We start from the raw sequence: 26,036 nt of genomic DNA, 5'->3' as shown, positions 1-26,036 counted from the left end.
GGCGGGCTGGGGGAAGCGGTGCCTGTGGCCGAGCCGAGCGGGGTGTGGTGGGTGCGGCTGCAAGGCGGAGGAGGGAGTCGACGCTGAGCGTCGGCGAGGTCGGCGGCGCGGCGGATGCGTGTGCCGCACCGCGCGACGCCGGCCTGATCGAAGCGACACCCCTAGGCGTACGGGCTGTCGGCGCCCGCGGCGGCGGGCTTGGGGGCGCGGGCCGGACAGCAGCCCACCGGGCACAGGTCCCGGCTCGGACCGAGGGTGCCGAGGACGCAGGGGGCCGGCCGCCGCCCGTTCTCGGTCGCGGCGCGTTCCAGTACGAGGTCGCGGATCGCCGCGGCGAACCGGGGGTCGGCACCGACGGTCGCCGAGCGGCGCACCGGCAGCCCGAGCTCCGCCGCCTTGGCCGTGGCCTCCGTGTCGAGGTCGTACAGCACCTCCATGTGGTCCGAGACGAACCCGATGGGCGCCATCACGACGGCCGGTACCCCGGCGCCGTGCAGCTCCTCCAGGTGGTCGCAGATGTCGGGCTCCAGCCAGGGGATGTGCGGGGCCCCGGAGCGCGACTGGTAGACGAGCCGCCAGGGGTGTTCGATCCCGGTCTCCTCGCGCACGGCGTCCGCGATCAGCCGTGCCACGTCCAGGTGCTGCCCGACGTAGGCGCCGCCGTCGCCGTGGTCCTCGGCGGGGCCGGAGGTGTCGGCCGCCGCGTCCGGGATCGAGTGGGTCGTGAAGGCGAGGTGCGCCCCCTCCCGTACGTCCGCGGGCAGCTCGGCGAGGGACTTCAGGACGCCGTCGACCATGGGGCGCACGAACCCCGGGTGGTTGAAGTAGTGCCGAAGTTTGTCCACCCGGGGCGGCTCCAGGCCCTCGGCCTCCAGCGCGGCCAGGGACTCGGCGAGGTTCTCGCGGTACTGGCGGCAGCCCGAGTACGAGGCGTAGGCGCTGGTGGCGAGGACGAGGACGCGGCGGCGGCCGTCCGCGACCATCTCCCGCAGGGTGTCGGTCAGGTAGGGCGCCCAGTTGCGGTTGCCCCAGTACACGGGGAGGTTCAGGCCGTGCTCCGCGAAGTCCTTGCGGAGGGCGTCGAGCAGGGCACGGTTCTGGTCGTTGATGGGGCTGACCCCGCCGAACAGGAAGTAGTGCCGGCCCACTTCCTTGAGCCGTTCCTTGGGGATGCCTCGCCCGCGCGTCACGTTCTCCAGGAACGGAACCACGTCGTCCGGGCCTTCGGGGCCGCCGAACGAGAGCAGGAGCAGGGCGTCGTAGGGGTGGGCATCGAGCGCATCTGGCATGCGTCCGATCCTGCCATCCGCAGCTGACGGCCGGACATCGGCCACGGGCGGGGCGGACCTGAGGAGTGCATTAGGGTCACCTAACCCGTAAGCTGTATCGGCTACCTTCACGCCTTACCGGAGTTCGGACGCCCGCGGTGACCGGGTGGCCGGGCCGAGCCCACCGGAGACACCCTGTGCCCAGCCCGTACAGCGCCTTGTTCGCCGCCCCCGGCTCCAAGGGCTTCTCCACCGCGGGCTTCCTCGGCCGGATGCCGCTGTCGATGATGGGCATCGGCGTGGTGACGATGATCTCCCAGCTCACCGGGCGCTACGGGCTCGCCGGCGCGCTGTCGGCGACCATGGCGCTGGCGGCGGCGGCGCTGGGTCCACAGGTCTCCCGGATGGTGGACCGGTACGGGCAGCGCCGGGTGCTGCGCCCCGTCACCCTGTTCGCGCTCGCCGCGTCCGCCGGGCTGCTGCTCACCGCGCACTACGAGTGGCCGGACTGGGTGCTGTTCCTCTGCGCGGCCGGGATCGGCTGCGTGCCCAGCATCGGCGCGATGATCCGGGCCCGCTGGGCCGCGCTCTACCGGGACACCCCGCGGCTGCACACCGCGTACTCCTTCGAGTCCGTGGTCGACGAGGTCTGCTTCATCGTCGGACCGATCCTCTCGATCGGTCTGTCCACGGTGTGGTTCCCCGAGGCCGGCCCGCTGCTCGCGGCCTGCTTCCTGGCGGCCGGTGTCTTCTGGCTGACGGCCCAGCGGGCCACCGAACCCGTGCCCCATCCGCGCGAGCAGCACAGCCGCGGCTCGGCGCTGAGCTCGGCCGGACTCCAGGTCCTGGTGGCCACCTTCGTCGCGACCGGGGCGATCTTCGGAGCCGTCGACGTGGTCACCGTGGCCTTCGCCGAGGAACAGGGGCACAAGGGTGCCGCGAGCGTCGTCCTGGCGCTGTACGCGGCCGGCTCCTGCCTGGCGGGGGCCGTGTTCGGGCTGCTGCAGTTCAAGGGGGCGCCCGAAGCGCGGTGGCTGCTGGGCATATGCGCGATGGCCGTGAGTATGATCCCCCTCCTACAGGTCGGAAACTTGCCGTTCCTGGCCGTGGCGCTGTTCGTTGCGGGACTGTCCATCGCTCCCACCATGATCACGACGATGTCCCTCATCGAGCAGCACGTACCACGCGCGAAACTGACCGAGGGCATGACCTGGGTGAGCACCGGACTCGCGGTCGGGGTCGCGCTCGGCTCCTCCGTGGCCGGCTGGGTGATCGACGCCGCCGGCGCGAAGGCCGGGTACGGGGTTCCGGCGGTGTCCGGGGCCGTCGCGGTCGCGGTCGGTTTCCTCGGGTATCGCCGGCTGAACAGGCCGGTTCCGCAGCGGGAGGGGACCCATGAGCACCACAGTGAGCGGGAAGAGCGGCACGTGGCGTAACTGGGCGGGGAACGTCACCGCCCGTCCCGTACGGGAGGTCACCCCCGCCTCGGTCGAAGAGCTCTCCGCCGCCGTACGCGCGGCCGCGGACGAGGGCCTGAAGGTGAAGGCCGTCGGCACCGGGCACTCCTTCACCGCCGCCGCCGCGACCGACGGCGTGCTGATCCGCCCTCAGCTGCTGACCGGCATCCGCGCCCTCGACCGCGAGGCCGGCACCGTCACCGTCGAGGCGGGCACCCCGCTCAAGCGTCTCAACGTGGCGCTCGCGCGCGAGGGACTGTCGCTCACGAACATGGGCGACATCATGGAACAGACGGTGTCGGGGGCGACCAGCACCGGAACGCACGGCACGGGGCGCGACTCGGCCTCGATCGCCGCCCAGATCAAGGGCCTTGAGCTGGTCACCGCGGACGGCGCGGTCCTGACCTGCTCCGAGAAGGAGAACCCCGAGGTCTTCGCGGCCGCCCGGGTCGGCATAGGCGCCCTGGGGATCGTCACGGCGATCACCCTCTCCGTGGAACCCCTGTTCCTGCTCACGGCCCGCGAGGAGCCGATGACCTTCGACCGGGTCACCGCCGACTTCGACGAACTGTTCGCCGAGAACGAGCACTTCGAGTTCTACTGGTTCCCCCACACCGGCAACTGCAACACCAAGCGCAACAACCGCAGTGCTGGTCCCGAGCGGCCCGTCGGGCGGCTCGGCGGCTGGATCGAGGACGAGTTCCTCTCCAACGGCGTCTTCCAGGTGGCCAATCTGCTCGGCCGCGCCGCGCCCGCCACCATCCCGGCGATCGCGAAGATCTCCAGCCGCGCGCTCTCCGCGCGGACGTACACCGACATCCCGTACAAGGTCTTCACCTCCCCGCGCCGGGTGCGCTTCGTGGAGATGGAGTACGCGGTCGCGCGCGAGGCCCTCGTCGACACACTGCGCGAGCTGAAGGCGATGGTGGACCGTTCCCCCCTGCGGGTCAGCTTCCCCGTCGAGGTGCGCACCGCCCCCGCGGACGACATCACACTGTCCACCGCGTCCGGCCGGGAGAGCGCCTACATCGCCGTACACATGTTCCGGGGCACGCCCTACCAGGCGTACTTCACCGCGGCCGAGCGGATCTTCACGGCGCATGAAGGCCGCCCGCACTGGGGCAAGGTGCACACGCGGGACGCGGAGTACTTCTCCGGGGTGTACCCGCGCTTCGGCGAGTTCACGGCGTTGCGGGATCGGCTGGATCCGGATCGGCGCTTCGGGAATGACTACCTGCGTCGGGTGCTGGGCTCGTAGACGCGCTCGGCGTCGGGGTCCCTTCCGGTGACTGCGGGTCGGCGCTGGAACTCGGCGTCGGCGTGGGAGTCGTCACCCCGTCCTCGCCGCCCGTCGTGCCGGAGCCGTCATCCGAACCGGGGTTCGAGGGCTGCCGGGAGGAGCCGGTGGGGGGTGTCGTACCGGGAGTGCCGGACTCCGGTGTGGAGTCCGGGCCCCTGCCTGACGGGCCGTTGCCGGGGCCGCTCCCCGTGAAGGCGTCACCGACGGTGGTGCTCTTCCCGTCCCCGCTGAAGCTCTGACCCGAGGCCATTTCGTACGTGGTCACGCCCGCCATGGTGACGCCGAAGACGAGCGCCGCCGCGACCAACGGCCGCTTCCAGCTCCTGACCCGGGCGCGGTAGACCGTCCCCGCGCCGAACTCCCCCGGCACGGCCGAGGCGAACTCCCCCGGTACCGGTGTGGGCCGGACGCCGGGCCGCACCGGTTTCGCCTGGACGCCCACGTCGCGTATCTGCTCGCCGGTGCGCTTGAAGAAGTGCTGGAAGACCGTGCCGCCGCAGGTGGCGACGACACTGACCAGGCCCGCGCCCAGGATCGTCCCGTAGACACCGAAGTAGGAGGCGAGTTTCGCGGCCACCACGGCCGCCACCGCGCTGCCCGCCACTTGCGGAAGGCTCAGATCCAGCCGTTTCCTCCCGGCCCCCGCTGCGGCACTCGGATCTTCTCCGGAACCCGGCACTCCACGCATACCCGGACCTTGCCTGCCTTTCCCGTACTTGGTCGACCTACTGCAGGAGAAAGGACGGCTGAAGGAAACCTTTAGTTCCGTTTCCGCCGCTTACGTGAAGTACGCCACGTTTCATGGCCACGAATACGGCGCATCGGGCGGCCAACTACCACCCCCCGCTAGAAGTTGGGCGGCGTGCCGATCCACGCACATGGCCCGAATGGAGTACTCTTGCGAGCCCTGGGTCCGGACTCCCGCCAGGGTGTCCGGGGCCTGACAGGACCGCCGGGAGGGGGCTCGTTGCACAGGGTGATGGAGTTCGTCACTTAGCGTTGCGAATAGGTAACCGTGCCATAACGGCGACCCCGGGCCCGTGCCCGACACGCCGGGCAACTCGGCAAGGTTGTGGCAGGCTGCACCCGGGCAGGCCACACTCGACTAGCGGAAGCAGCGACGCACGTGACGTCGGCAGGCACCACCCGGGAGGTCCCCATGCCGGAACTGCGTGTCGTGGCCGTCTCTAACGACGGCACACGGCTGGTGCTGAAGGCTGCGGACAGCACGGAGTACACGCTTCCGATCGACGAGCGTCTGCGCGCCGCCGTCCGCGGCGACCGTCCCCGCCTCGGCCAGATCGAGATCGAGGTGGAGAGCCATCTCCGCCCCCGCGACATCCAGGCGCGGATACGAGCCGGCGCCTCCGCGGAGGAAGTCGCCCAGCTCGCCGGAATCCCCGTCGACCGGGTGCGCCGTTTCGAGGGCCCCGTGCTCGCCGAGCGCGCCTTCATGGCCGAACGTGCCCGGAAGACTCCCGTCCGCCGCCCCGGCGAGAACGCCGGACCCCAGCTCGGAGAGGCGGTCCAGGAGCGCCTGCTGATCCGGGGCGCCGAGAAGGACACCGTCCAGTGGGACTCGTGGCGTCGCGACGACGGCACCTGGGAAGTCCTGCTGGTCTACCTGGTCGCGGGCGAACCCCACTCGGCGAGCTGGACGTACGACCCGCCCCGGCGGCTCGTCCAGGCCGTCGACGACGAGGCGCGTTCGCTGATCGGCGAGTCCGACGACCTCGCGGCGCCCGAGCCGAGCTTCCCGTTCGTGCCGCGCATCGCGCGGCTGCCCCGGGACCGTCCGCTCGACCGCGCCCTGGACCGGCAGATGGAGCGGCCGAGCCTGCCGCCGTCCGAGCCGGTCGACGAGGGCGCGGGCGACCGCGACTCGCTCACCAGCCTCCTGGAGGCGGTGCCCAGCTTCCGGGGCGACATGGTGGTGCCCGAGCGGGCCTCCACCACGGAACTCCCGCCCGCGGAGGAGCCCGCCCCGGAGCCCGAGACGGAGGAGCCCCCGGCTCCCGCCGCCTCGGCCGGCGCCGGTTCCGCCTACGCGGACGTCCTGATGCCCCGCTCGGTCGGGAGCCACCGCGACCGTCTGGTCGGCGCGACCGACCGCCAGGCCGAGGCCGACGGCGTCCGCCCCGGCCGCAGAGCGGCGGTACCGAGCTGGGACGAGATCGTCTTCGGCACCCGGCGCAAGAAGCAGGACTGAATGAAGAAGCCGGCTTGAAGCGGCGGGACGGGAGTCCGGACGCGGCCGGAACGCGACCACCGGCCGCTCGGCCGGTCACTCGTACGAGCGACGGGGCCCACACCGGATCAGCGTCCGGATCGGTGCGGGCCCCGTCGTCGTCACTGGGGGTCGGGCCCCACGGCGACCGGACGGTTCCCGTCCCGGGACCACTCCGACCACGAACCCACGTACAGAGCGGCCGGAATGCCCGCGACGGCGAGCGCCAGCACCTGGTGAGCGGCCGAGACGCCCGAGCCGCAGTAGACGCCGACCTCCGAAGTGCCGGTCACCCCCAGGGACTTGAAGCGGTCGGCCAGCTCGGCGGCGGGCCTGAACTCCCCGCTCTCCGTGACGTTCTCCGTGGTCGGCGCGGACACCGCGCCCGGGATGTGACCGCCCACGGGGTCGATCGGCTCCACCTCGCCCCGGTAGCGCTCACCCGCCCTCGCGTCGAGCAGCAGCCCCGTGCGGGCGAGCGCCGCGGCTCCGTCCGCGTCCAGCAGCGAACGGGCTCCCGGCACGGGGACGAAGCTTCCGGCGGCGGGCGGGGGGACCTCGGTGGACAACGGCCCGCTCCACGCGGCCAGGCCGCCGTCCAGCACACGCACCGACGGGTGACCCGTCCAGCCCAGCAGCCACCAGGCGCGCGCCGCGGCCCAACCGACACCGCCGTCGTACACGACGACATCGCGGTCCTCGGACACGCCGGCGGCCCGCATCGCCGCGCCGAAGACCTCGGGGTCGGGCAACGGATGACGGCCGGCGTCACCCGCCTTTCCGGCCAATTCGGTGTCCAGATCGACGTAGACCGCACCTGGGATGTGGCCTGCCTCGTAGGCGGCCCGGCCGTCGAAGGGCGCGGCCCCGTCGGCCTTGGCCAGGGAGAGCTGCCAGCGGATGTCGAGCACGACCGGCGGGTTCGGTCCCGCCAGATCGCTCGCGAGTTCGGAGGCGGAGATGATGGCGTTCATGGCCACCATCCTCGCGTACGGGGTGGCCCCGGCGTCCAGCTCCGGCTACTCTGCTCGGCCGGACAGGTCCGATCACGAGGCGTACGGGATCGGGCACGTGCTGTACAGCCGATGGACACCCTGCGGCAATGGTGCGGAAACGGACGGGAAACGGCACATCGGGCATCCTCCCGCAGTGGACCGCGACATGACGGTGCGGCCAGGGCGCGCAGGGTGACGGGTAGTGCGAGCATCGACACGGGGCGTGCACGCGCGCGGCTGCGGTACGCGTGTTGGTAGGCGGAAGGTGAACGGCCACCGCGAGTGGCCGAGAAGAGAGTGACGATGACCGAGGCACGGGGGCCGGCCGGCCTGAACGGCACAACGCACACTCGGCACGCGCCCGGCGTTCCCTGCTGGGTGAGCCTGATGGTGCACGCAATGGACACGACCCAGGAGTTCTACGGAGAGCTGTTCGGCTGGGAGTTCGAACCGGGCCCGCGGCAGCTCGGCCCCTCCGCGCGGGCCCTGTTGGACGGTCACGAGGTGGCGGGCATCGGCCAGATGCCGCCCGACCAGCATCTGTCGATCGCCTGGACGCCGTACTTCGCCTCGGACGACGTGAACCAGACTGCCGAATCGGTACGGCACTGCGGTGGCACCGTGGGTGTGGGTCCGCTCGACGCGGGCGATGCCGGGCGGCTGGCGATCGGTCTGGACCCGACCGGCGCCGTCTTCGGGATCTGGCAGGCGGCGGCCCATCTGGGCACCGGGATCATCGGGGTGCACGGCACACCTGCGTGGATCGAGCTGGTGACCCGCGACACCGAGAGTGTCGTCAAGTTCTACCAGGGGGTCTTCGGGCACGAGCTGGAGCCCGTCGTCTCGGCCGACTTCGACTATGTGACCCTCCAGTCGGGCGGTCGCGCGGTCGCGGGCATCCACGGCGTCGGTCACGGCCTGCCCCGCGATCGCGGGCCGCACTGGCTGACGTACTTCGAGGTCACGGATGTCGACGCCGCCACCACCCAGGTCGCCGAGCTCGGCGGGCACGTCCTCAGGGCCGCCCACGACTCGGCCTACGGGCGCGTGGCCACGGTGGCGGATCCGGAGGGCGCGGTGTTCTCGGTCATCCACACCGACCGCTGACGGGCCCGCCGGAGCGGACGGTTCATCGGGCGGCCGGACGCTCCGGTGGACGGCCGGACGCTCCGGTGGACGGCCCGCGGAGGCGACCCCGACGAGGTCAGACGGAGGCGATCGGGAGCACGTCCGGGGAGAGGGCGCCCGCGCGGGCGGTTGCCGCCGTCATCCGGCGGCGGTGGTGGCGACGGCACAGGACCTCGTAGCCCACGTTCTCCGCCTGGTTGACGTCGCCGACGACCACCTGGGCGCCCTCGACGACCATTTCGCCGCCTATCGTGCGGGCGTTGTGGGTGGCACGGGCACCGCACCAGCACAGGGCCTCGACCTGGAGGACCTCCACCCGGTCGGCCAGCTCCACCAGGCGCTGCGAGCCGGGGAAGAGCTTGGAGCGGAAGTCGGTGGTGATGCCGAACGCGAAGACGTCGATGTCCAGTTCGTCGACCACACGGGCCAGTTGGTCGATCTGCCCGGGGGCCAGGAACTGGGCCTCGTCGGCGATCACGTAGTCCGCGCGGCCGCCCTGCGAGAGGTGTTCGACGAGGTACGCGTACAGGTCCTGGTCGTCGGCGACCTCCACCGCGTCAGTGACCAGACCCAGGCGTGAGGAGAGCTTGCCCTCGCCCGCGCGGTCGTCGCGCGTGAAGATCATGCCCTGCAGGCCCCGGGCCGAACGGTTGTGCTCGATCTGCAGAGCCAGCGTCGACTTCCCGCAGTCCATCGTTCCGGAGAAGAACACCAGCTCGGGCATGGGGAGTTGAGCACCTTTCGGCGAGAAGGGGGGGAGGACGGAGAGGGTCAGGAACGTACTTCCAGGAGCGGGACGTGCTGTTCCGCCGGTGTCATGGAACCGTGGTTGCCGACCATCGCGGACTCGTTCGGCTCCCGTTCGGTCGCGATGATCAGGACGTCGTCCCGGGCCGCCGCGACGACATCGCCGATACGGGCGTACACCCGTTCGTCGACATGGGGTCCGAACCAGCCCGCCGCGATCGCCTCGTCGCGCGAGGCCACCCAGAACTGCTCGCCGAGCACCTCCCGCCAGCAGGTCAGGACGTCCGCCTCGGCGCCCCGGACCGCGTACACGTGCCGGGCCCGGCCCTCGCCGCCGAGCAGGGCGACCCCGGCACGCAGCTCCCAGTCCTCGTCGAAGTCGATGCGGTGCTGCTCGTCGAACGGGATGTCGATCATGCCGTGGTCCGCGGTGACGTACAGCGCGGAGCGCGGCGGCAGCTGCTCGGCGAGACGCTGGACCAGCCGGTCGACGTACATCAGCTGGCCGCGCCAGGGGTCCGAGTCGACACCGAACCGGTGGCCCTTGCCGTCCACCTCGGCGTAGTACGTGTAGACCAGCGAGCGGTCGCCCGCGGCGAGTTGCGCGGCCGCGAAGTCCATGCGGTCCTCGCCGGTCAGCCGGCCGTGGAAGGTGCCGCCGCTCAGCGCGACCTTGGTGAGCGGGGTGTTCTGGAAGGCGGGGGACGAGACCTGGGCGGTGTGCACTCCGGCCGCGTCGGCCAGCTCGAAGACCGTGGGGTGCGGCTGCCAGGTGCGCGGCTGCGTCCACGGGGTCCAGCGGAGCTGGTTCATCAGCTCGCCGGTCCCGGGGTTGCGCACGGTGTACCCGGGCAGGCCGTGCGCGCCGGGCGGCAGGCCCGTGCCGACGGAGGCGAGGGAGGTCGCGGTGGTCGCCGGGTAGCCGGCGGTGATCGGCCGTCCGGTGCCGCCCCGGGAGGACGCCAGGAGCGACGCCATGAAGGGGGCCTCGTCGGGGTGTGCCTTCAGCTGCTCCCAGCCGAGACCGTCGATCAGGAAGACGCAGTTGCGGTCGGCGCCGGTCAGCTCCGGTATGGCGGCGGTCATGCCGGGTACCGACATGCCCGCGGCGAGCGTGGGCAGCAGGTCCGCGAGCGATCCCGCGCCGTACTCGGGGACGGGCGCGGACCCGATGGCCAGGGGTTCCGGGTGTTCCCAGGTGGAGAGGGCCATCAGCGCGTGGGGTCCGCGGTCGCCTCGGAGAGGGACTGCGCGAAGGCCAGGGCCTGGCGGACCGTCTCCGGGCCGTCCCCCGCCTCGCTGACGCGCAGGCTCAGGTCGTCGGCCGTCGAATTGCCGGTGTAGCCGTGGTCCGCCTCGCAGTTGGGGTCGCCGCAGGCCGCGGGCTCCAGGTCGATACGGGCGACCGCGCCCCAGCCGATGGTCAGGACGACCTCACGGGGCAGCGTGCCCGGCGCGTACGACTCGGGGTTGGCGACGACACGGCTGACCACGACCGACGAGATCCGGCCGAGCTTCACGGACTCCGTCGACGTGGTGGCGTACGGCGTCGGCGAGGTCGTGTCCGCGTTCTGCTCGTCGGTGTGGCTCACGATGAAGCGGTTGCCGGTCAGCACGAGCACGGTGACGTGCCGGCGCACCTCGTTGGCGTCGAACGTCGTCTCCTGGTGGACCAGGTACGACCGGATGGTCTCGCCGCCGATCGCGGCCTCCACCGCCTCGGCCACGAGGGCCGGGTAGTAGCCGCTGCGCTCGATCGCCGCTCGCAGCCCCTGGGTCGTCGTACTGGTCTTGGCCATGACGTCCATCCTACGGGGGCCCACTGACTGCGAGGCACCGCTCGTGGGTCTCCGTCGTGGACGGATCAGAACGAACGCGGGACGGCACCGGTGCGTCGCGGGGCCGCCGCTCAGACGACGGGCAGCGTCCGGGGGCCGAGATCGTCGCGGAACGGGGCGCGTGCCAGCCGCACGGTGGCGCCGAGCACGCTCAGACCGTGCGGGGCGACCACCACGGGCTCCAGGGAGACTCCGACGACCTCCGGATGGTCGTCCACCAGGCGCGACACCCGCAGCATGACCTCTTCGAGGGCCGCGGTGTCGACCGGCGCCGAGCCGCGCCAGCCGAACAGGAGCGGCGCCGTCCGGATCGACCGGACCAGCGAGCTCGCGTCCCGGTCGGTGACCGGAATCAACCGGTGCGCGGTGTCCCCCAGCAGTTCGGAGGCGGCTCCGGCCAGGCCGAACGAGAGCACCGCACCGGCCGCGGGGTCGATGACGGCCCGTACGACCGTGTCCACCCCACGCGGCGCCATGCCCTGGACGACCGGCCGCAGCTCCTCAGGCCTCCCGAAGAGCTCGGTCAACTCCGCGTACGCCCTGCGCAGTTGCTCCTCGTCCGCCAGGTCCAGGCGTACTCCGCCGAGATCGGCGCGGTGCCGCAGGTGCGGGGCGGTGGTCTTGAGGGCCACGGGGTAGCCCAGGGTGCGCGCGGCCGCGGCGGCCTCGCCGGGCGTCGGTGCGGGCAGCGCCCGGCGTACGTCGACGCCGTACCGCCCGAGCAGGGCGCAGGTGTCCTCGGCCCCCAGCGTCAGCCCGGTGCCCCGGGAGAGCAGCGCGTCGATCTGCTCGGCGGCGCCCTTCTCGTCGATGTCCTCGTACTCGGGCACCTTGCCGGGCTCGGCCGCCTCCCGTCGCCACTGGGCGTACTTCACGGCTTCGGCGAGCGCGCGGACGGCGCGCTCGGCCGCGGGGTAGGCGGGGATGAGGCGTGTCTCGTCGGGTGCCCCGGTCCCGGCGGACGGCCGCTCCGGGTCCTGCCGACCGACGGGGGCGGCGTGCGCTCCGGGCCGGGCGGTGTCCGCGGTGCCGCCGGCCCCGGGGGCGGTCTGCGGGGCCGTACTGGCGGCGGCGGACAGCGCCTCGGCGAGCCCGCCGAGCTCGACGTGCGCCACCAGCACGGGTTTCGCCGGGGCCGACGCCGAGGCCGAGCGCAGCGCCTCGGCCAGGGCCGCGTCCTGCACGGAGGTCTCCCCCACCGCGGGGATGGCCGTCACCACGACGGCGTCGCACCTGTCGTCGGCCAGTGCCCGTTCCAGCGCCCGGTGGAAGTCCTCCGCGGAGGCCTCCGTGGTCAGGTCCAGCGGCGGCAGCGGCCGCAGGCCCTCCGCGAGGCACGCGTCGAAGGTCAGCAGTCCCAGCGACTCGGAGTTCCCGAGGATCGCCACCCGGGGGCCGGGAGGGAGCGGCTGGCGTGCCAGCAGAAGGCCCGCGTCGACCAGCTCGGTGATCGTGTCGACCCGGATCACCCCGGCCTGCGCCAGCAGCGCGGAGACGGTGGCGTGCGGCAGCCGGGTGCCCCGTACCGCGTGCCCCTGGGGAGCCGCGGCGTGCCGGGCGCCCTGCACCACGACCAGCGGCTTCGCCGCCGCCGTCCGCCGCGCCAGCCGGGTGAACTTGCGCGGGTTGCCGATGGATTCGAGGTACATGAGGGCGACGTCGGTGTCCGGGTCGTCGTACCAGTACTGGAGGACGTCGTTGCCGGACACGTCCGCGCGATTCCCGGTGGAGACGAACGTGGACACGCCTGTGACGCCCGTGACGCCGCCGCCACGCCGGTGCAGCCGGGACAGCAGGGCGATCCCGATCGCGCCGGACTGGGCGAACAGGCCTATCCGTCCGGGGCGCGGCATCTCCGGTGCCAGGGAGGCGTTCAGGCGCACGCCGGGAGAGGTGTTGATGATCCCGAAGGTGTTGGGGCCGATGATCCGCATGCCGTACGTGCGGGCCTGGCGGACCAGTTCGCGTTGGCGTTCGCGCCCGCCGGGCCCGCTCTCGGCGTAACCGGCGGAGACGACGACGAGACCCTGCACCCCGTGCTCGCCGCACTCCGCGACGACCTCGGGAACGTACGGCGCGGGCACGGCGACGACCGCGAGGTCGACGTGCTCGCCGATGTCGCGGACGGAGCGGTGCGCGGGGACCCCGTCGAGCTCCTTGTCCTGGAGCGACTTGTTCACCGCGTACAGCCGGCCCGTGAAACCGGCCTCGCGGAGGTGGGCGAGGACACTGCGGCCCACCCCGCCGGCCGCACGGCCCGCGCCGATGACGGCGACCGAGCCGGGCGCGAGCAGCCGCTGCACCGAGCGGGCCTCGGCGCGCTGCTCCCGCGCGCGCTGCACCGCGAGGGAGCGGTCGGTGGGTTCGAGGTCGAACTCAAGGCGGACGACGCCGTCCTCGAAGTGCCGCTTCTGCTGGTACCCGGCGTCCGTGAACACCTTGATCATCTTGGTGTTGGCCGGCAGCACCTCGGCGGCGAACCGGCGGATGCCCCGCTCCCTCGCCACCGCGGCGATGTGTTCGAGGAGGGCCGAGGCGACGCCGCGGCCCTGGTGGGCGTCCTGCACGAGGAAGGCGACCTCGGCCTCGTCGGCGGGCGCGGAGGCGGGCAGGCCACCGGCACCGATGCGGTCATAGCGTACGGTGGCGATGAACTCGCCGCCGATCGTGGCCGCGAGCCCCACCCTGTCCACGAAGTCGTGGTGCGTGAAGCGGTGGACGTCCTTGGCGGACAGACGCGGGTACGGCGCGAAGAAGCGGTAGTACTTCGACTCGTCCGAGACCTGCTCGTAGAAGCTGACCAGGCGCTCGGCGTCGTCGACCGTGATGGGCCTGACGCGGGCCGTGCCTCCGTCGCGCAGCACCACGTCGGCCTCCCAGTGGGAGGGGTACTCGTGCCGGTCCGACGAGGTCTGCATGGGCCCCAGAGTACGGCTCGCGTCCGACAGCGGCGCGAGGCAGGCTAGGGGCAGCGGATTCGGATCCAGGCCGGGGTCCGAAGCCGGGTTCGGGGCGGGTACGACACCCGCTTCGGACGCGCTTCACTCTATGGAACACTGGTCTAGACAACCCTGAACCCCTGAAGGGCAGCATCACATGGCTGAGCGCCGCGTCAACGTCGGCTGGGCCGAGGGCCTCCACGCCCGTCCCGCCTCCATCTTCGTCCGGGCGGCCACGGCCTCCGGCATCCCCGTGACGATCGCCAAGGCGGACGGCAACCCCGTCAACGCGGCCTCCATGCTGGCGGTCCTCGGCCTGGGCGCCCAGGGCGGCGAGGAGATCGTCCTCGCCTCGGAGGCCGAGGGCGCGGACGCCGCCCTCGACCGACTGGCCAAGCTGGTCGCGGAAGGCCTCGAGGAGCTTCCCGAGACCGTCTGAGGCGCCCCCCTCACGGGGCTCCGAATCGACGGCGGCGAAGGTCTTCGTACCGAAGGACATCGCCCCGTACGCATATCGAAGGGCTCGCCTGAAAACATCGGGCGGGCCCTTCGCTATTTCGAATTACGGGCAGCAGAAATAATCCCCCGCGAATTACCCCTCTTTGTATACGGCCCCTGTGTTAATGACGCAGGCCCGTCATGTTTACGGGACGTTGCGAAGTCCTCACACGGTCCGGGCGCTCTCCCCCACCGGGAAACCTCAGCCGGTGCGCGGCCGTCGCGCGCTCGGTGTGCAGCGCCGTGATGGCCCGGGCCCGCTCGCCGTCGCCGCGCGCCACCGCGTCCACGATGCCACCGTGCTCCGCCCACGACTCCACCGGATCGGCGGGCGCCTCGACCGCGTACATCCAGGCGATCTTGTGCCGCAACTGGGCCAGCGTGGAGGTCAGCGCGGGGCTCCCGGAAGCCTGTGCGAGCGTCTCGTGGAACCAGCCGCCCAGGGAGCGCAGATCCTCGCTGTTCCCCCTCCTGGAGCGCTCCTGACCCAGTCTGACCAGGCCTCGCAGCACCTTGAGGTGGGCCTCGGTGCGCCGCTGGGCGGCCCGGGACGCCCCCAGCGGCTCCAGCAGCATGCGCATCTCCAGCAGGTCCGCCGCCTCCTGCTCGGTGGGCTCCGCCACGCACGCGCCCGCGTGCCGGCGGGTGACGACGAATCCCTCGGCCTCCAGGGTGCGCAGAGCCTCGCGCACCGGGACGCGCGAGACGCCGTAGCGGCGCGCGAGCAGTTCCTCGGTGAGCCGGCCGCCGCGCTCGTAGACACCCGCGACGATGTCGTCACGGATCGCCGTGCATACCGAGTGCGCGGGAATGCGCATGACCGGACCTCCGCCTTAATCCCCGCGAAACGCGGTCGATTGACGCTCGTTCGGCGACTCTATTGCAGCAGGCCGGAATTTCCGATGGCGGACCGGAATCCATGGATATTTTTTGGACAGACAGCCGTTCGAAACGACGAAGCCCCGGCTCGGGTGAACCGGGGCTTCGGAAGTGCGGCCTCCTGGCGTCAGACGTTCACGCCGTGCGAGCGGAGGTAGGCCACCGGGTCGATGTCGGAGCCGTACTCCGGCGTGGTGCGGGCCTCGAAGTGGAGGTGGGGTCCGGTGGTGTTTCCGGTGGCCCCGGAGAGGCCCAGCTGACCGCCGGGCGTGACGGTCTGGCCCACGGAGACACCGATGGACGACAGGTGGCCGTACATCGTGTACGTGCCGTCGTGCATCCGCAGGACGATCTGGTTGCCGTAGGCACCGCCCCAGCCGGCCGTGACGACCGTGCCCGAGCCGACCGCGTGGACCGGGGTGCCGGACGCGGCGTGGAAGTCGACGCCCGTGTGGCTGCCGGAGGACCAGAGACTGCCGCCGGCCTTGTAGCCCGTGGAGACGTACGAGCCGGGGATCGGCAGGACGAAGGTGTTGAGACGCTTGCGCTCGGCGGCGCGGGCGGCGCGCTCCTTGGCCTCGCGCTCCTTCTTGGCCTCCTCGACGGCCCGCTTGCGCGCGGCCTGTTCGGCCTTCCGGCGGGCGGCGGCCTCGTCGGCCGCACGCTGCTGCGCGGCGGCCTGCGCGTCGATCTGGGCGGCGACCGTGTCGCCGATGGTGACGGCCTGGGTCAGCCCGGTCTGCTCGACGGAGCTGTCCGCGGCGAAGGCCGGGGCGGCCAGGGTTCCGATGACACCGGTGGTGGTGAGCGCCGCGACGCCGACGGCGTTCGAGGTGGTGCGCTTCACGCGGCTCGGACGACGGTGTTTCCCGGGGCCACAGGTGAACGCCATGAAGGGGCTTGGTCCTTTCCTTCCCTCTCGCCTACCGGGTTAGCTGACGGGTTCGGAGCAGGAAGGTCTCCTACGGACGCCCTCGCGGGGAGGGGGGTCCGATTCACCCCAGGGACTGCGTACGGGTCCCCGGCTCCCCTGGCTCGCGCCGTACGGGGACTCGGCGATGACTGTCCGGTGCCGCGGACGCGGCGCACTGCCTGACGAACAGCCGGACCGACGCTAAGCGGGCCCTCTTTCAAACAACAAACGGATCACGGTTTTTGTAGTGCATGCCACAGGGAAGAAAGGCAACCTCCCTATCAATACGGACAAATTGAGGGTGTTGTCAGGGCAAAAGGGGGCCCGGGCGACTCTTCGGTCACCCGGGCCCCCTGGGCTCGCGTCTTCCGCCTCGCTTCTACTCCGCGGCCACGACGGTCACTTCACCGATGCCGAGCGCCTTGACGGGCTCCTCGATCTGCGCGGCGTCGCCCACCAGGACGGTGACCAGACGGTCCACCGGGAAGGCGCTCACCGCCGCCGCGGTGGCCTCCACGGTGCCGGTCGCGGCGAGCTGCTGATAGAGCGTCGCCTGGTAGTCGTCCGGCAGGTACTGCTCGACCTGGTCGGCGAGCGTGCCCGCGACGGCCGCCGCGGTCTCGAACTTGAGGGGCGCCACGCCCACCAGGTTCTGCACGGCGACGTCGCGTTCGGCGTCCGTCAGACCGTCCGCGGCGAGGGTGCGCAGCACCTTCCAGAGGTCGTCCAGCGCCGGCCCGGTGTTCGGGGTGTCCACGGAACCGCTGATGGCGAGCATCGCGATGCCCGTGCCGTCCGGCGCGGAACGCATCACCTGGCCGAAGGCCCGCACCCCGTAGGTGTAGCCCTTCTCCTCGCGCAGGACGCGGTCCAGGCGCGAGGTGAGGGTGCCGCCGAGGCAGTACGTGCCGAGCACCTGGGCCGGCCAGACGCGGTCGTGCCGGTCCGAGCCGACACGGCCGATCAGCAGCTGCGTCTGGACCGCGCCGGGGCGGTCCACGATGATCACGCGGCCGGTGTCGTCGGCCGTGACCGGCGGCACGGGACGCGGCTCGGCGGAGGAGCCCGTCCAAGCGCCGAGCGTCTCGGCGAGCAGCCCGTCGAGGTCCACGCCGGTGAGGTCACCGACGATCACGGCGGTGGACGTGGCCGGGCGTACGTGCCGGTCGTAGAAGGCGCGGACTCCCGCCGCGTCGATCTTCTGGACGGTCTCCTCGGTGCCCTGCCGGGGACGGGACATCCGCGAGGTCGCCGGGAACAGCTGCCTGGAGAGCTCCTTGGCGGCGCGGCGGGCCGGGTTGGCGCTCTCGTGCGGGATCTCGTCGAGCCGGTTGCGCACCAGCCGCTCGATCTCGCTCTCGGCGAACGCCGGTGCCCTCAGGGCGTCGGCGAGCAGTCCGAGCGCCTTGGGCAGGCGCGAGACGGGCACTTCGAGGGACAGGCGGACGCCGGGGTGGTCGGCGTGCGCGTCGAGGGTGGCGCCGCAGCGCTCCAGCTCGGCGGCGAACTCCTCGGCGGAGAGCTTGTCGGTGCCCTCGGAGAGCGCGCGCGCCATGATCGTGGCGATGCCGTCGTAGCCGGCCGGCTCGGCCTCCAGCGGCGCGGCGAGCAGCACCTCGACGGCGACGACCTGCTGGCCCGGGCGGTCGCAGTGCAGCAGGGTCAGGCCGTTGTCCAGCGTGCCGCGCTCGGGAGCGGGGAACGCCCAGGGCTTGGGCCGGCCGGCCTGGGGCTGCGGGTGGAAGTCCATGGTGGCGAGCTCGGTCACTTCGCCGCCTCCTCGTCGGTGTCGTCGGCGGCGTCGGTGGCTTCGTCTGCGGAGGTGGCTTCGTCGGCGATCGGCTCGTAGACGAGCACCGCGCGGTTGTCGGGGCGCAGGCGGGCCTTGGCGACCTCCTGGACCTCCTCGGCGGTGATGTCGAGGATGCGCTGCACGGCCGTCAGGGCGAGCAGCGGATCGCCGAACAGGACCGCGTACCGGCACAGTTCGTCGGCGCGGCCCGCGACCGTGCCGAGCCGGTCCAGCCACTCGCGCTCCAACTGGGCCTGGGCGCGCTCCATCTCCTCGGCCGTGGGGCCCTCCTCGGCGAACCGGGCGAGCTCCTCGTCGACCGCGGCCTCGATGACCGGGACCTCGACGTCGCCGGACGTCTTCACGTCCAGCCAGCCCAGGGAGGGCGCCCCGGCGAGCCGCAGCAGGCCGAAACCGGCCGCGACGGCGGTGCGGTCGCGGCGTACGAGCCGGTTGTACAGGCGCGAGGACTCGCCGCCGCCGAGGACGGTCAGGGCGAGATCGGCCGCGTCGGACGCGCGCGTGCCGTCCTCGGGGAGCCGGTAGGCGGCCATCAGGGCGCGCGCCGGGACCTCTTCCTCGACGACCTCGCGCAGCTGCTCGCCGATGGTCTCGGGCAGCGAACCGTCGCGCGGGGCGGGCTTTCCGTCGTGCCCGGGGATGGAGCCGAAGTACTTCTCGATCCAGGCGAGCGTCTGCTCGGGGTCGATGTCGCCGACGACCGAGAGCACCGCGTTGTTGGGCGCGTAGTAGGTGCGGAAGAAGGCGCGGGCGTCCTCCAGGGTCGCCGCGTCCAGGTCCGCCATCGAGCCGATCGGGGTGTGGTGGTACGGGTGGCCCTCGGGGTAGGCGAGTGCGGTCAGCTTCTCGAAGGCGGTGCCGTAGGGCACGTTGTCGTAGCGCTGCCTGCGCTCGTTCTTGACGACGTCCCGCTGGTTCTCCATGGACTCGTCGTCGAGCGCGGCGAGCAGCGAGCCCATCCGGTCCGCCTCCAGCCAGAGCGCGAGCTCCAGCTGGTGGGCCGGCATCGTCTCGAAGTAGTTGGTGCGCTCGAAGCTGGTCGTCCCGTTGAGCGAACCGCCCGCGCCCTGCACCAGTTCGAAGTGGCCGTTGCCCTTCACCTGGCCCGATCCCTGGAACATCAGGTGCTCGAAGAGGTGGGCGAGACCGGTACGGCCCTTGACCTCGTGGCGCGAGCCGACGTCGTACCAGAGGCACACCGCCGCGACCGGGGTCAGATGGTCCTCGGAGAGCACCACGCGCAGGCCGTTGGCCAGGCGGTGCTCGGTCGCTGTCAGGCCGCCGGAGCCTGTCTCAGCTGTGGCCGTGTGACCCATGGGCATGTACGTCCCTTCGATCGCGGAAACTGCAGAATTCCTGCCGGTCCTGCCACTGTATGCAAGCGTGCCGACAGGTGGCGAAGTTCCCGCGCCCCGTACGCCGAGAGCGAGACCCACCTGCGACGGGAGGGCGGCCTTCCGCTCGCCGGGAGCGAGCGGAAAGGGGCTCCGCGCAGCCCCTACGGACGGGTCGCGGTCGGCGTTGTCAGTGGGGCGGTCCACAATGGTGCGCGTCAGAACCCGTTCATGCCCCGGCAGAGACTGTGAAGGAGCCGCAGCAGCGATGGCCCGCCGCAGCACGAAGACCCCGCCGCCCGACGACTCGTACGAGGAGAAGATCCTCGACATCGACGTCGTGGACGAGATGCAGGGCTCCTTCCTCGAATACGCGTACTCGGTCATCTACTCGCGAGCCCTGCCGGACGCCCGTGACGGCCTCAAGCCCGTGCATCGACGCATCGTCTACCAGATGAACGAGATGGGGTTGCGCCCCGACCGCGGCTACGTGAAGTGCGCCCGCGTCGTCGGCGAGGTCATGGGTAAGCTCCACCCGCACGGCGACGCGTCGATCTACGACGCGCTGGTGCGGCTGGCCCAGCCCTTCTCCATGCGCCTGCCGCTGGTCGACGGCCACGGCAACTTCGGCTCGCTCGGCAACGACGACCCGCCGGCCGCCATGCGTTACACAGAGTGCCGGATGGCCGACGCCACGTCACTGATGACCGAGTCCATCGACGAGGACACGGTCGATTTCGCGCCGAACTACGACGGCCAGGAGCAGGAGCCCGGCGTCCTCCCCGCGGCGTACCCGAATCTCCTGGTCAACGGCTCGTCGGGGATCGCCGTCGGCATGGCGACCAACATGCCGCCGCACAACCTCGGCGAGGTCGTCGCGGCCGCCCGGCACCTGATCCGCCACCCGGGCGCCGACCTGGACACGCTGATGAAGTACGTGCCGGGCCCCGACCTGCCCACCGGTGGCCGCGTCGTCGGCCTGTCCGGGATCAGGGACGCCTACGAGTCGGGCCGCGGCACCTTCAAGATCCGCGCCACGGTGTCGGTGGAGGACGTGACGGCGCGCCGCAAGGGTCTCGTCGTCACCGAACTGCCCTTCACCGTCGGCCCGGAGAAGGTGATCGCCAAGATCAAGGACCTGGTCGGCGCCAAGAAGCTGCAGGGCATCGCCGACGTGAAGGACCTCACCGACCGCGCGCACGGCCTGCGTCTGGTCATCGAGATCAAGAACGGCTTCGTGCCGGAAGCGGTCCTGGAGCAGCTCTACAAGCTGACGCCGATGGAGGAGTCCTTCGGCATCAACAACGTGGCCCTGGTGGACGGCCAGCCCCTCACCCTGGGTCTCAAGGAGCTCCTCGAGGTCTATCTCGACCACCGCTTCGAGGTCGTGCGCCGGCGCAGCGAGTTCCGCCGCGGCAAGAAGCGCGACCGGCTCCACCTGGTCGAGGGTCTCCTCGTCGCGCTGATCGACATCGACGAGGTCATCCGTCTGATCCGGTCCAGCGAGAACTCGGCGCAGGCCAAGGAGCGCCTGATCGAGCGCTTCTCGCTCTCCGAGATCCAGACGCAGTACATCCTGGACACCCCGCTGCGCCGCCTCACCAAGTTCGACCGCATCGAGCTGGAGTCGGAGCGCGACCGGCTCAACGGCGAGATCGACGAGCTGACCGGGATCCTGGAGTCCGACGCCGAGCTGCGCAAGCTGGTCTCCACCGAACTGGCCGCGGTCGCGAAGAAGTTCGGCACCGACCGGCGCACGGTGCTCCTGGAGTCGGCCGGCTCCCCCGCCACGACGGTTCCGCTCCAGGTGGCGGACGCCCCGTGCCGGGTGCTGCTGTCCTCGACGGGTCTGCTCGCACGTACGGCCAACGGCGATCCCCTCGCCGACGCGGAGGACGCCAAGCGCACCAAGCACGACCTGATCGTCTCCGCGGTGCCCGCGACGGCCCGTGGTGAGATCGGGGTGGTCATCTCCTCGGGCCGGCTGCTCCGGCTGAACGTGATCGACCTTCCGCAGCTGCCGGAGACCGCGTCGGCGCCCAACCTCTCAGGGGGCGCGCCGATCTCGGAATTCCTGTCCTCCCTGGAGGCGGACGAGACAGTGATCTGCCTGACGACGCTCGACGAGTCGTCGCCCGGCCTGGCGCTCGGCACCGAGCAGGGCGTCGTCAAGCGTGTGGTGCCCGACTACCCCCTGAACAAGGAGGAGTTGGAGGTCATCACGCTCAAGGACGGCGACCGGATCGTCGGCGCGGTCGAGCTGCGCACCGGCGAGGAGGACCTGGTCTTCGTCACCGACGACGCCCAGTTGCTGCGCTACCAGGCCTCTCAGGTCCGTCCGCAGGGCAGGGCCGCGGGCGGGATGGCGGGCATCAAGCTCACCGACGGCGCGAAGGTGATCTCCTTCACCGCGGTCGACCCCGCGGTGGACGCGGTGGTCTTCACCGTGGCCGGCTCGCGCGGCACGCTGGACGACTCCGTCCAGACCACGGCCAAGCTGACGCCGTTCGACCAGTACCCGCGCAAGGGGCGCGCCACGGGTGGCGTGCGCTGCCAGCGGTTCCTGAAGGGCGAGGACTGCCTGTCGCTGGCCTGGGCGGGCGCGGCTCCGGCCCGGGCCGCGCAGAAGAACGGCACACCGGCCGAGCTGCCGGAGATGGACCCGCGCCGCGACGGCTCGGGCGTGTCGCTGGCGAAGACGGTGTCGGTGGTGGCGGGTCCGGTGTAGCGCCGGTTCAGCCCTCCGGGTTCTGCTCCTGTACGTAGCGCAGGACGCCCCACATGCCGTGCTCGTCGGCGTGCGGGGTGTCCTCCTCGCACGCCGACAGTTCCTTGCCGAGGGCGGTCGTGTCGATGCCGGAGCCGATCAGTACGAGCTGGGTGCGGCGTTCGCCGGCGGAGCCCCGGGGCTCCGGACCGTCGGCCCAGGGCTCCGGGCGGAACCGCAGGAACGGCCCGACCGCGTGCACGGCGTAGCGGTTGCGGAGGTCGTGGGCGCCGAAGTCGACGTACCCCTTGATGCGGTAGAGCCCCTCGGGCCTGCTGTCGAGGAACTCCATCAACCGCCTCGGGGAGAGGGGCACTTCGGAGGCGAAGGAGAGGGATTCGTAGGCCGCGTGCAGATGACCGGCGTGACCGGCGTGGTCCGTGTGGTCGGCGTCGTCGTGCGCGTGGAGGTCGTCGAAGGAGAGCTGGCCGACGCGGTCCTCGCTGGGTCTGCGGTCGAAGAGGAACTCGGGGTCGACACGGCCGTAGGCGGCGGGCACGACGGCGGCGCGGTCCACGAGGTCCCGCACGGTGCGCAGCACCCGCTCCCCGTCGTCGGCGCGGTCGACCTTGTTGACGACCACGAGGTCGGCGAGGGCGAGATGCCGGTCGATCTCGGGATGCTTCTGACGCGTACCGTCGAACTCGGCCGCGTCGACGACCTCGACGAGTCCGCCGTAGACGATCCGGGGATTCTCGCTGGCGAGCACCATCCGCACGAGCTCCTGGGGCTCGGCGAGACCGCTCGCCTCGACGACGATGACGTCGATGCGGGCCGAGGGCCGGGTGAGCCGTTCCAGATAGTCGTCGAGCTCACTGGCGTCGACGGCGCAGCACAGACATCCGTTCCCGAGCGACACGGTGGAGTCCCCGAGCGCTCCGGCCACCGCCATCGCGTCGATCTCGATCGCCCCGAAGTCGTTGACGACGGCGCCGATGCGACTGCCTCCGCTGTGGTGCAGGAGGTGGTTGAGCAGGGTGGTCTTGCCGGAGCCGAGGAAACCCGCGAGGACGATGACGGGAACCTGCGGGTCTCCGGCCGGGGGCCGCCCGTCCGGCGCGAACGGAACCTGCTGCGGGCTGGGCTGGCTCAACGGGCGACCTCTTTCACACCGACGCGTGCGCCGGCTCGTGAACCGGCTCTTCGACGAGGGCGGCTCATGGACCGGCGCTCGTACGGGGAATGGCTGTCGTCCCAGGATACGAGCGGGAGGAATCGCCCCGAAGTGAACGATTGTTAGCGGCGCTCGCGGGGCACACGTTGGGCATGGCGCCGGGACGCGCAACCCTCACTTCCCTCCGTGCGCCTCCTCTCCGCCTCCCCGCCGATCAGAGCCGCTCGGCAAGACTGGGAGGCGGCAAGCGCGCCGCCCACCGCTCGCCGGTCCGCTCCCTGTCGCCCCACAACCGACGACCGGCGGAACGGTCGCCTGATTCGGGGGTTGACATGGCCACACGGAAATTCGGGGTACAGGGGTGGGGTTCCGCGGCCGTCGCGGGGCTCGCCTTCGCGGCGGGAGCCCTCGCCGTCTTCGCCGCCCGACGACAACGCTACGAAGAACTGCGCCTGCGGGTCGCGGAAGTGGAGCGGGGAGCCCGGCAGAACGCCATGCTCGACCAACAGCGCGCCCAGCACTATCTGCTGAGCAAGGCCATGGACGACGCGGATCTGGCGGCGGTGTACAGCACCGTCCAGGTGGATTCACCCACCCGGCAGCGCCAGTATCTCTTCGCGAACGCCATGTACACCAACGCCCTTCTCGCCTACCGCGTCGAGGTGGTCACCTGGGAGGAGCTCCACGGCCACCTCCGGATGTTCTGCCAGAACCCGATCTTTCGCGACTACTGGGACGCCCACCGCCCCCATCGGGCGAGCCTTGAGGGCAACTCGACGGAAGCACGAGTAGGCCGAATGGTGGACCGTCTCATCCTCGATCTGGACGAGGCCGACACGGAAGAATGGTGGGTGGTCGGCGAACCACCCACCGAGTGAACGAAGTTGATCCGTCTCGCCCCTTCTGGCGACCCGGTCAACCAATCAGTCAACCAAACGGTCAAGGGGGCACCCGAGGCCATCAACGAGCAGACCCTCGGCAATAATGCCGCTATTCTGACCCCGCCCTCAGCCGTCGAGACGTGAGGACCCGGGGTCCATCGGCGTTCTAGACACGAGGGCAGGGATCTTGAAAATCGTTCGTCGCATCGGCGCGTCCCCACGCGAGAGAGGCAGCATGTCCGGCGATTCGTGCCCGGACATCTTCGAGCTCAGCGACGGCAATTTCGCCGTCATCGGAACCGAGGCCACGGCGGCCCTCGACAACGAGCTCCCCTCCGACGCCGCTCGCGCCGACTACGAGCGCATCGTGATCGTCAGCAGAGAAACACTGGTACGCGCCAAGGCCGACATTCCCGATAAGTGACGCAGTCGTAGGACCGCGGCATGGACTGCTCCGTCAACCGTTGAGGCCAACACCCCGGTCACCCCGTTGAGGCTCGATCTCCGGACGCGGCACCCGAGCAGGCCCGTGCGACCATGAACAGCCTTCGCCCCGTGCACGACCCTTGATGCACCGGGCCGCTCCGGGCACACCGGCGCTCACCGCGCCAGGTAGCGCTCGGCCACTCCTTCGTGAGGTCCGAAACCGGACCGGTGCCGGACCTCACGCAACGCACTCAGGGCGCCTCGCGCCCCCTCAGACCACTTGGGGAACCGCCACCGGCGGCACCGGCCCCACATACCGCGCGGCCGGACGGATGATCTTCGAGTCCTGCGCCTGTTCCAGGATGTTGGCGCTCCAGCCGACGACCCTGCCCGCCGCGAAGGTGGGGGTGAACATCTCGCGCGGGAGGCCGCACAGTTCCATGACCACGCCCGCGTAGAACTCGACGTTGGTGTGGAGTTCGCGGCCGGGCTTGAGCTCGGCCAGGATCGCTTCCACCTGGTGTTCGACCTCTACGGCGAAGTCGACCAGGGAGCCACCGAATCCCCGCGCGATGTCACGGAGCATCCGGGAGCGCGGGTCCTCGGTGCGGTAGACGGCGTGACCGAAGCCCATGATGCGCTCACCCGCGAGGACCCGTGCGCGGATCCACGGGTCGATGCGGTCGGCGGTGCCGATCGCGTCGAGAGTGTCCAGTGCGCGGCTCGGCGCGCCACCGTGCAGCGGCCCCGACAGCGCCCCCACGGCGCCCACCAGACAGGCCGCCACGTCCGCACCCGTCGACGCGATCACCCGCGCCGTGAAGGTTGACGCGTTGAATCCGTGGTCAATGGTGGAGATCAAGTACTGCTCGACCGCCCGCGTCCGTGCCGCGTCCGGCTCCGAGCCCGTCAGCATGTACAGGTAGTTCGCCGCGTACGGGAGGTCCTCGCGCGGCTCCACCGGTTCCAGTCCCCGCCCGAGCCGGTACAGCGCCGTGAGCAGTGTCGGCACGGCCGCGCACGCGGCCAGCGTGTCCGCCCGGCGCCGGTCCGCGTCGATGTCGTAGACCGGCCGGAATTCCGACGCCGCGCCGAGCAGCGACAACGCTGTCCGCAGGCCCGCGAGCGGTCCGGACGGTCCGGTCGCCGCCGCGATCGCGGGGAGCGCGGCATGCACCTCGTCCGGCAGCCGGCGCAGCGCCGCGGTCCGCGCGGCGAAGGCGGCGCCCCGCGCCGCGTCCGGCAGTTCACCGTGCACCAGCAGATGCCAGACGTCCTCGAAGCCGCGGGTCCGCGCGAGTTCGACGGCCGAGTACTGGCGGTAGTGGTAGAAGCCCTCCAGTCCTCTGACGTCACCCAGCGCGGTCTCGGTGACGACGACGCCCGCGAGTCCTCGCGGTATGTCGACAGGGGCGGCGGTCGCGGTGGCGGTGGCGGCCCGGTTGTTCGGCATGCGTTCCTCCCTGAACTTGATTCGACTGTCCATGATTGACTGGATCTCTGTCAATATTG

At 71.4% G+C, this 26,036-nt stretch carries 21 protein-coding genes and 1 riboswitch; of the genes, 8 read left to right on the top strand and 13 right to left on the bottom strand.

The window, feature by feature from the left end; genetic code table 11:
* Nucleotides 1-161: 161 nt before the first annotated feature.
* Nucleotides 162-1,289 carry a ferrochelatase gene (locus tag OHB41_RS33550; protein WP_266702157.1) on the bottom strand — a complete coding sequence of 376 codons (1,128 nt, stop codon included), beginning with the start codon at nucleotides 1,287-1,289 and terminating at the stop codon, nucleotides 162-164.
* Nucleotides 1,290-1,465: 176 nt separating this feature from the next.
* Here OHB41_RS33550 and OHB41_RS33545 point away from each other — a divergent pair, with 176 nt between their 5' ends.
* Together OHB41_RS33545 and OHB41_RS33540 are read left to right on the top strand one after the other, a co-directional pair.
* Nucleotides 1,466-2,704, top strand: coding sequence for an MFS transporter (locus OHB41_RS33545; protein WP_266702155.1), 1,239 nt, complete (start codon nucleotides 1,466-1,468; stop codon nucleotides 2,702-2,704).
* On the top strand, nucleotides 2,664-3,983 hold the full coding sequence (locus OHB41_RS33540) for an FAD-linked oxidoreductase, L-gulonolactone oxidase family (protein ID WP_266702153.1): 1,320 nt from the start codon (nucleotides 2,664-2,666) through the stop codon (nucleotides 3,981-3,983). Before OHB41_RS33545 ends, OHB41_RS33540 begins: the two co-directional genes overlap by 41 nt.
* Here the strand turns inward: OHB41_RS33540 and OHB41_RS33535 are convergent.
* The gene (locus OHB41_RS33535; RefSeq protein WP_526024993.1) at nucleotides 3,907-4,629 is read right to left on the bottom strand and encodes a hypothetical protein; all 723 of its coding nucleotides are present in this window, start codon (nucleotides 4,627-4,629) and stop codon (nucleotides 3,907-3,909) included. The two genes, OHB41_RS33540 and OHB41_RS33535, sit on opposite strands and share 77 nt — an antisense overlap.
* Nucleotides 4,630-5,151: 522 nt before the next feature.
* Between OHB41_RS33535 and sepH the strand changes: the two genes are divergently transcribed.
* The gene (gene sepH / locus OHB41_RS33530; RefSeq protein ID WP_266702148.1) at nucleotides 5,152-6,234 is read left to right on the top strand and encodes a septation protein SepH; all 1,083 of its coding nucleotides are present in this window, start codon (nucleotides 5,152-5,154) and stop codon (nucleotides 6,232-6,234) included.
* Between the two features lie 140 nt (nucleotides 6,235-6,374).
* On the opposite strand, the gene OHB41_RS33525 is transcribed toward sepH, so the two are convergent.
* Nucleotides 6,375-7,226 (bottom strand): sulfurtransferase, encoded by an 852-nt coding sequence (locus OHB41_RS33525; RefSeq protein WP_266702146.1) that lies wholly within the window; start codon nucleotides 7,224-7,226, stop codon nucleotides 6,375-6,377.
* 324 nt (nucleotides 7,227-7,550) lie between these two features.
* On the opposite strand from OHB41_RS33525, the gene OHB41_RS33520 reads away from it, so the two are divergent.
* Complete coding sequence (locus tag OHB41_RS33520) at nucleotides 7,551-8,354, top strand: VOC family protein (RefSeq protein WP_266702144.1); 804 nt, start codon at nucleotides 7,551-7,553, stop codon at nucleotides 8,352-8,354.
* Between the two features lie 97 nt (nucleotides 8,355-8,451).
* Here the strand turns inward: OHB41_RS33520 and OHB41_RS33515 are convergent, their stop codons facing one another.
* From OHB41_RS33515 to OHB41_RS33500, 4 genes are all read right to left on the bottom strand, one after another.
* Nucleotides 8,452-9,099 carry a thymidine kinase gene (locus tag OHB41_RS33515; protein WP_266702142.1) on the bottom strand — a complete coding sequence of 216 codons (648 nt, stop codon included), beginning with the start codon at nucleotides 9,097-9,099 and terminating at the stop codon, nucleotides 8,452-8,454.
* Between the two features lie 47 nt (nucleotides 9,100-9,146).
* Nucleotides 9,147-10,334, bottom strand: coding sequence for an alkaline phosphatase family protein (locus tag OHB41_RS33510; RefSeq protein WP_266702140.1), 1,188 nt, complete (start codon nucleotides 10,332-10,334; stop codon nucleotides 9,147-9,149).
* On the bottom strand, nucleotides 10,334-10,921 hold the full coding sequence (locus OHB41_RS33505) for a DUF5998 family protein (RefSeq protein WP_266702138.1): 588 nt from the start codon (nucleotides 10,919-10,921) through the stop codon (nucleotides 10,334-10,336). The genes OHB41_RS33510 and OHB41_RS33505 overlap by 1 nt, the downstream gene beginning before the upstream one ends.
* Before the next feature lie 110 nt (nucleotides 10,922-11,031).
* Nucleotides 11,032-13,878, bottom strand: a complete 2,847-nt coding sequence (locus tag OHB41_RS33500; RefSeq protein ID WP_266702136.1) for a bifunctional acetate--CoA ligase family protein/GNAT family N-acetyltransferase — start codon at nucleotides 13,876-13,878, stop codon at nucleotides 11,032-11,034.
* A gap of 178 nt (nucleotides 13,879-14,056) precedes the next feature.
* On the opposite strand from OHB41_RS33500, the gene OHB41_RS33495 reads away from it, so the two are divergent.
* On the top strand, nucleotides 14,057-14,338 hold the full coding sequence (locus tag OHB41_RS33495) for an HPr family phosphocarrier protein (RefSeq protein ID WP_148010890.1): 282 nt from the start codon (nucleotides 14,057-14,059) through the stop codon (nucleotides 14,336-14,338).
* A 181-nt stretch (nucleotides 14,339-14,519) separates the two neighbouring features.
* On the opposite strand, the gene OHB41_RS33490 is transcribed toward OHB41_RS33495, so the two are convergent.
* The 4 genes from OHB41_RS33490 to OHB41_RS33475 all read right to left on the bottom strand — a co-directional run bounded on the left by OHB41_RS33490 (nucleotide 14,520) and on the right by OHB41_RS33475 (nucleotide 19,318).
* The gene (locus OHB41_RS33490; protein ID WP_266702132.1) at nucleotides 14,520-15,215 is read right to left on the bottom strand and encodes a GntR family transcriptional regulator; all 696 of its coding nucleotides are present in this window, start codon (nucleotides 15,213-15,215) and stop codon (nucleotides 14,520-14,522) included.
* 188 nt (nucleotides 15,216-15,403) lie between these two features.
* Nucleotides 15,404-16,168 carry a M23 family metallopeptidase gene (locus OHB41_RS33485; protein WP_266702131.1) on the bottom strand — a complete coding sequence of 255 codons (765 nt, stop codon included), beginning with the start codon at nucleotides 16,166-16,168 and terminating at the stop codon, nucleotides 15,404-15,406.
* Nucleotides 16,169-16,181: 13 nt separating this feature from the next.
* Nucleotides 16,182-16,344, bottom strand: a riboswitch (cyclic di-AMP (ydaO/yuaA leader).
* A 224-nt stretch (nucleotides 16,345-16,568) separates the two neighbouring features.
* Nucleotides 16,569-17,957, bottom strand: coding sequence for a M16 family metallopeptidase (locus OHB41_RS33480; RefSeq protein WP_266702130.1), 1,389 nt, complete (start codon nucleotides 17,955-17,957; stop codon nucleotides 16,569-16,571).
* Nucleotides 17,954-19,318 carry a M16 family metallopeptidase gene (locus tag OHB41_RS33475; protein WP_266706334.1) on the bottom strand — a complete coding sequence of 455 codons (1,365 nt, stop codon included), beginning with the start codon at nucleotides 19,316-19,318 and terminating at the stop codon, nucleotides 17,954-17,956. Before OHB41_RS33475 ends, OHB41_RS33480 begins: the two co-directional genes overlap by 4 nt.
* A gap of 286 nt (nucleotides 19,319-19,604) precedes the next feature.
* Here OHB41_RS33475 and OHB41_RS33470 point away from each other — a divergent pair, with 286 nt between their 5' ends.
* Nucleotides 19,605-22,064 (top strand): DNA gyrase/topoisomerase IV subunit A, encoded by a 2,460-nt coding sequence (locus tag OHB41_RS33470; RefSeq protein ID WP_266702128.1) that lies wholly within the window; start codon nucleotides 19,605-19,607, stop codon nucleotides 22,062-22,064.
* Between the two features lie 7 nt (nucleotides 22,065-22,071).
* Here OHB41_RS33470 and OHB41_RS33465 read toward each other — a convergent pair whose 3' ends face one another.
* Nucleotides 22,072-23,196: a CobW family GTP-binding protein gene (locus tag OHB41_RS33465; RefSeq protein ID WP_526024992.1), complete on the bottom strand. Its 1,125-nt coding sequence runs from the start codon at nucleotides 23,194-23,196 to the stop codon at nucleotides 22,072-22,074.
* 353 nt (nucleotides 23,197-23,549) lie between these two features.
* On the opposite strand from OHB41_RS33465, the gene OHB41_RS33460 reads away from it, so the two are divergent.
* Together OHB41_RS33460 and OHB41_RS33455 are read left to right on the top strand one after the other, a co-directional pair.
* Complete coding sequence (locus tag OHB41_RS33460) at nucleotides 23,550-24,095, top strand: DUF6082 family protein (RefSeq protein ID WP_266702126.1); 546 nt, start codon at nucleotides 23,550-23,552, stop codon at nucleotides 24,093-24,095.
* A gap of 190 nt (nucleotides 24,096-24,285) precedes the next feature.
* Nucleotides 24,286-24,522: a hypothetical protein gene (locus OHB41_RS33455; RefSeq protein ID WP_266702119.1), complete on the top strand. Its 237-nt coding sequence runs from the start codon at nucleotides 24,286-24,288 to the stop codon at nucleotides 24,520-24,522.
* A 273-nt stretch (nucleotides 24,523-24,795) separates the two neighbouring features.
* Here the strand turns inward: OHB41_RS33455 and OHB41_RS33450 are convergent, their stop codons facing one another.
* Nucleotides 24,796-25,977: a citrate synthase/methylcitrate synthase gene (locus tag OHB41_RS33450; RefSeq protein WP_266706330.1), complete on the bottom strand. Its 1,182-nt coding sequence runs from the start codon at nucleotides 25,975-25,977 to the stop codon at nucleotides 24,796-24,798.
* Nucleotides 25,978-26,036: the final 59 nt, after the last annotated feature.

The sequence above is a fragment of the Streptomyces sp. NBC_01571 genome (assembly GCF_026339875.1).
Lineage (GTDB): Bacteria > Actinomycetota > Actinomycetes > Streptomycetales > Streptomycetaceae > Streptomyces.
This window is presented reverse-complemented; position numbering and strand designations above follow the sequence as displayed.

Excerpts from the sequence above, each read along its gene's own strand:
- OHB41_RS33550 (WP_266702157.1), bottom strand. The coding sequence starts at position 1,289 with ATGCCAGATGCGCTCGATGCCCACCCCTACGACGCCCTGCTCCTGCTC.
- OHB41_RS33540 (WP_266702153.1), top strand. The coding sequence starts at position 2,664 with ATGAGCACCACAGTGAGCGGGAAGAGCGGCACGTGGCGTAACTGGGCG.
- OHB41_RS33525 (WP_266702146.1), bottom strand. The coding sequence starts at position 7,226 with ATGAACGCCATCATCTCCGCCTCCGAACTCGCGAGCGATCTGGCGGGA.
- OHB41_RS33520 (WP_266702144.1), top strand. The coding sequence starts at position 7,551 with ATGACCGAGGCACGGGGGCCGGCCGGCCTGAACGGCACAACGCACACT.
- OHB41_RS33515 (WP_266702142.1), bottom strand. The coding sequence starts at position 9,099 with ATGCCCGAGCTGGTGTTCTTCTCCGGAACGATGGACTGCGGGAAGTCG.
- OHB41_RS33510 (WP_266702140.1), bottom strand. The coding sequence starts at position 10,334 with ATGGCCCTCTCCACCTGGGAACACCCGGAACCCCTGGCCATCGGGTCC.
- OHB41_RS33505 (WP_266702138.1), bottom strand. The coding sequence starts at position 10,921 with ATGGCCAAGACCAGTACGACGACCCAGGGGCTGCGAGCGGCGATCGAG.
- OHB41_RS33500 (WP_266702136.1), bottom strand. The coding sequence starts at position 13,878 with ATGCAGACCTCGTCGGACCGGCACGAGTACCCCTCCCACTGGGAGGCC.
- OHB41_RS33495 (WP_148010890.1), top strand. The coding sequence starts at position 14,057 with ATGGCTGAGCGCCGCGTCAACGTCGGCTGGGCCGAGGGCCTCCACGCC.
- OHB41_RS33490 (WP_266702132.1), bottom strand. The coding sequence starts at position 15,215 with ATGCGCATTCCCGCGCACTCGGTATGCACGGCGATCCGTGACGACATC.
- OHB41_RS33485 (WP_266702131.1), bottom strand. The coding sequence starts at position 16,168 with ATGGCGTTCACCTGTGGCCCCGGGAAACACCGTCGTCCGAGCCGCGTG.
- OHB41_RS33475 (WP_266706334.1), bottom strand. The coding sequence starts at position 19,318 with ATGGGTCACACGGCCACAGCTGAGACAGGCTCCGGCGGCCTGACAGCG.
- OHB41_RS33470 (WP_266702128.1), top strand. The coding sequence starts at position 19,605 with ATGGCCCGCCGCAGCACGAAGACCCCGCCGCCCGACGACTCGTACGAG.
- OHB41_RS33460 (WP_266702126.1), top strand. The coding sequence starts at position 23,550 with ATGGCCACACGGAAATTCGGGGTACAGGGGTGGGGTTCCGCGGCCGTC.
- OHB41_RS33450 (WP_266706330.1), bottom strand. The coding sequence starts at position 25,977 with ATGCCGAACAACCGGGCCGCCACCGCCACCGCGACCGCCGCCCCTGTC.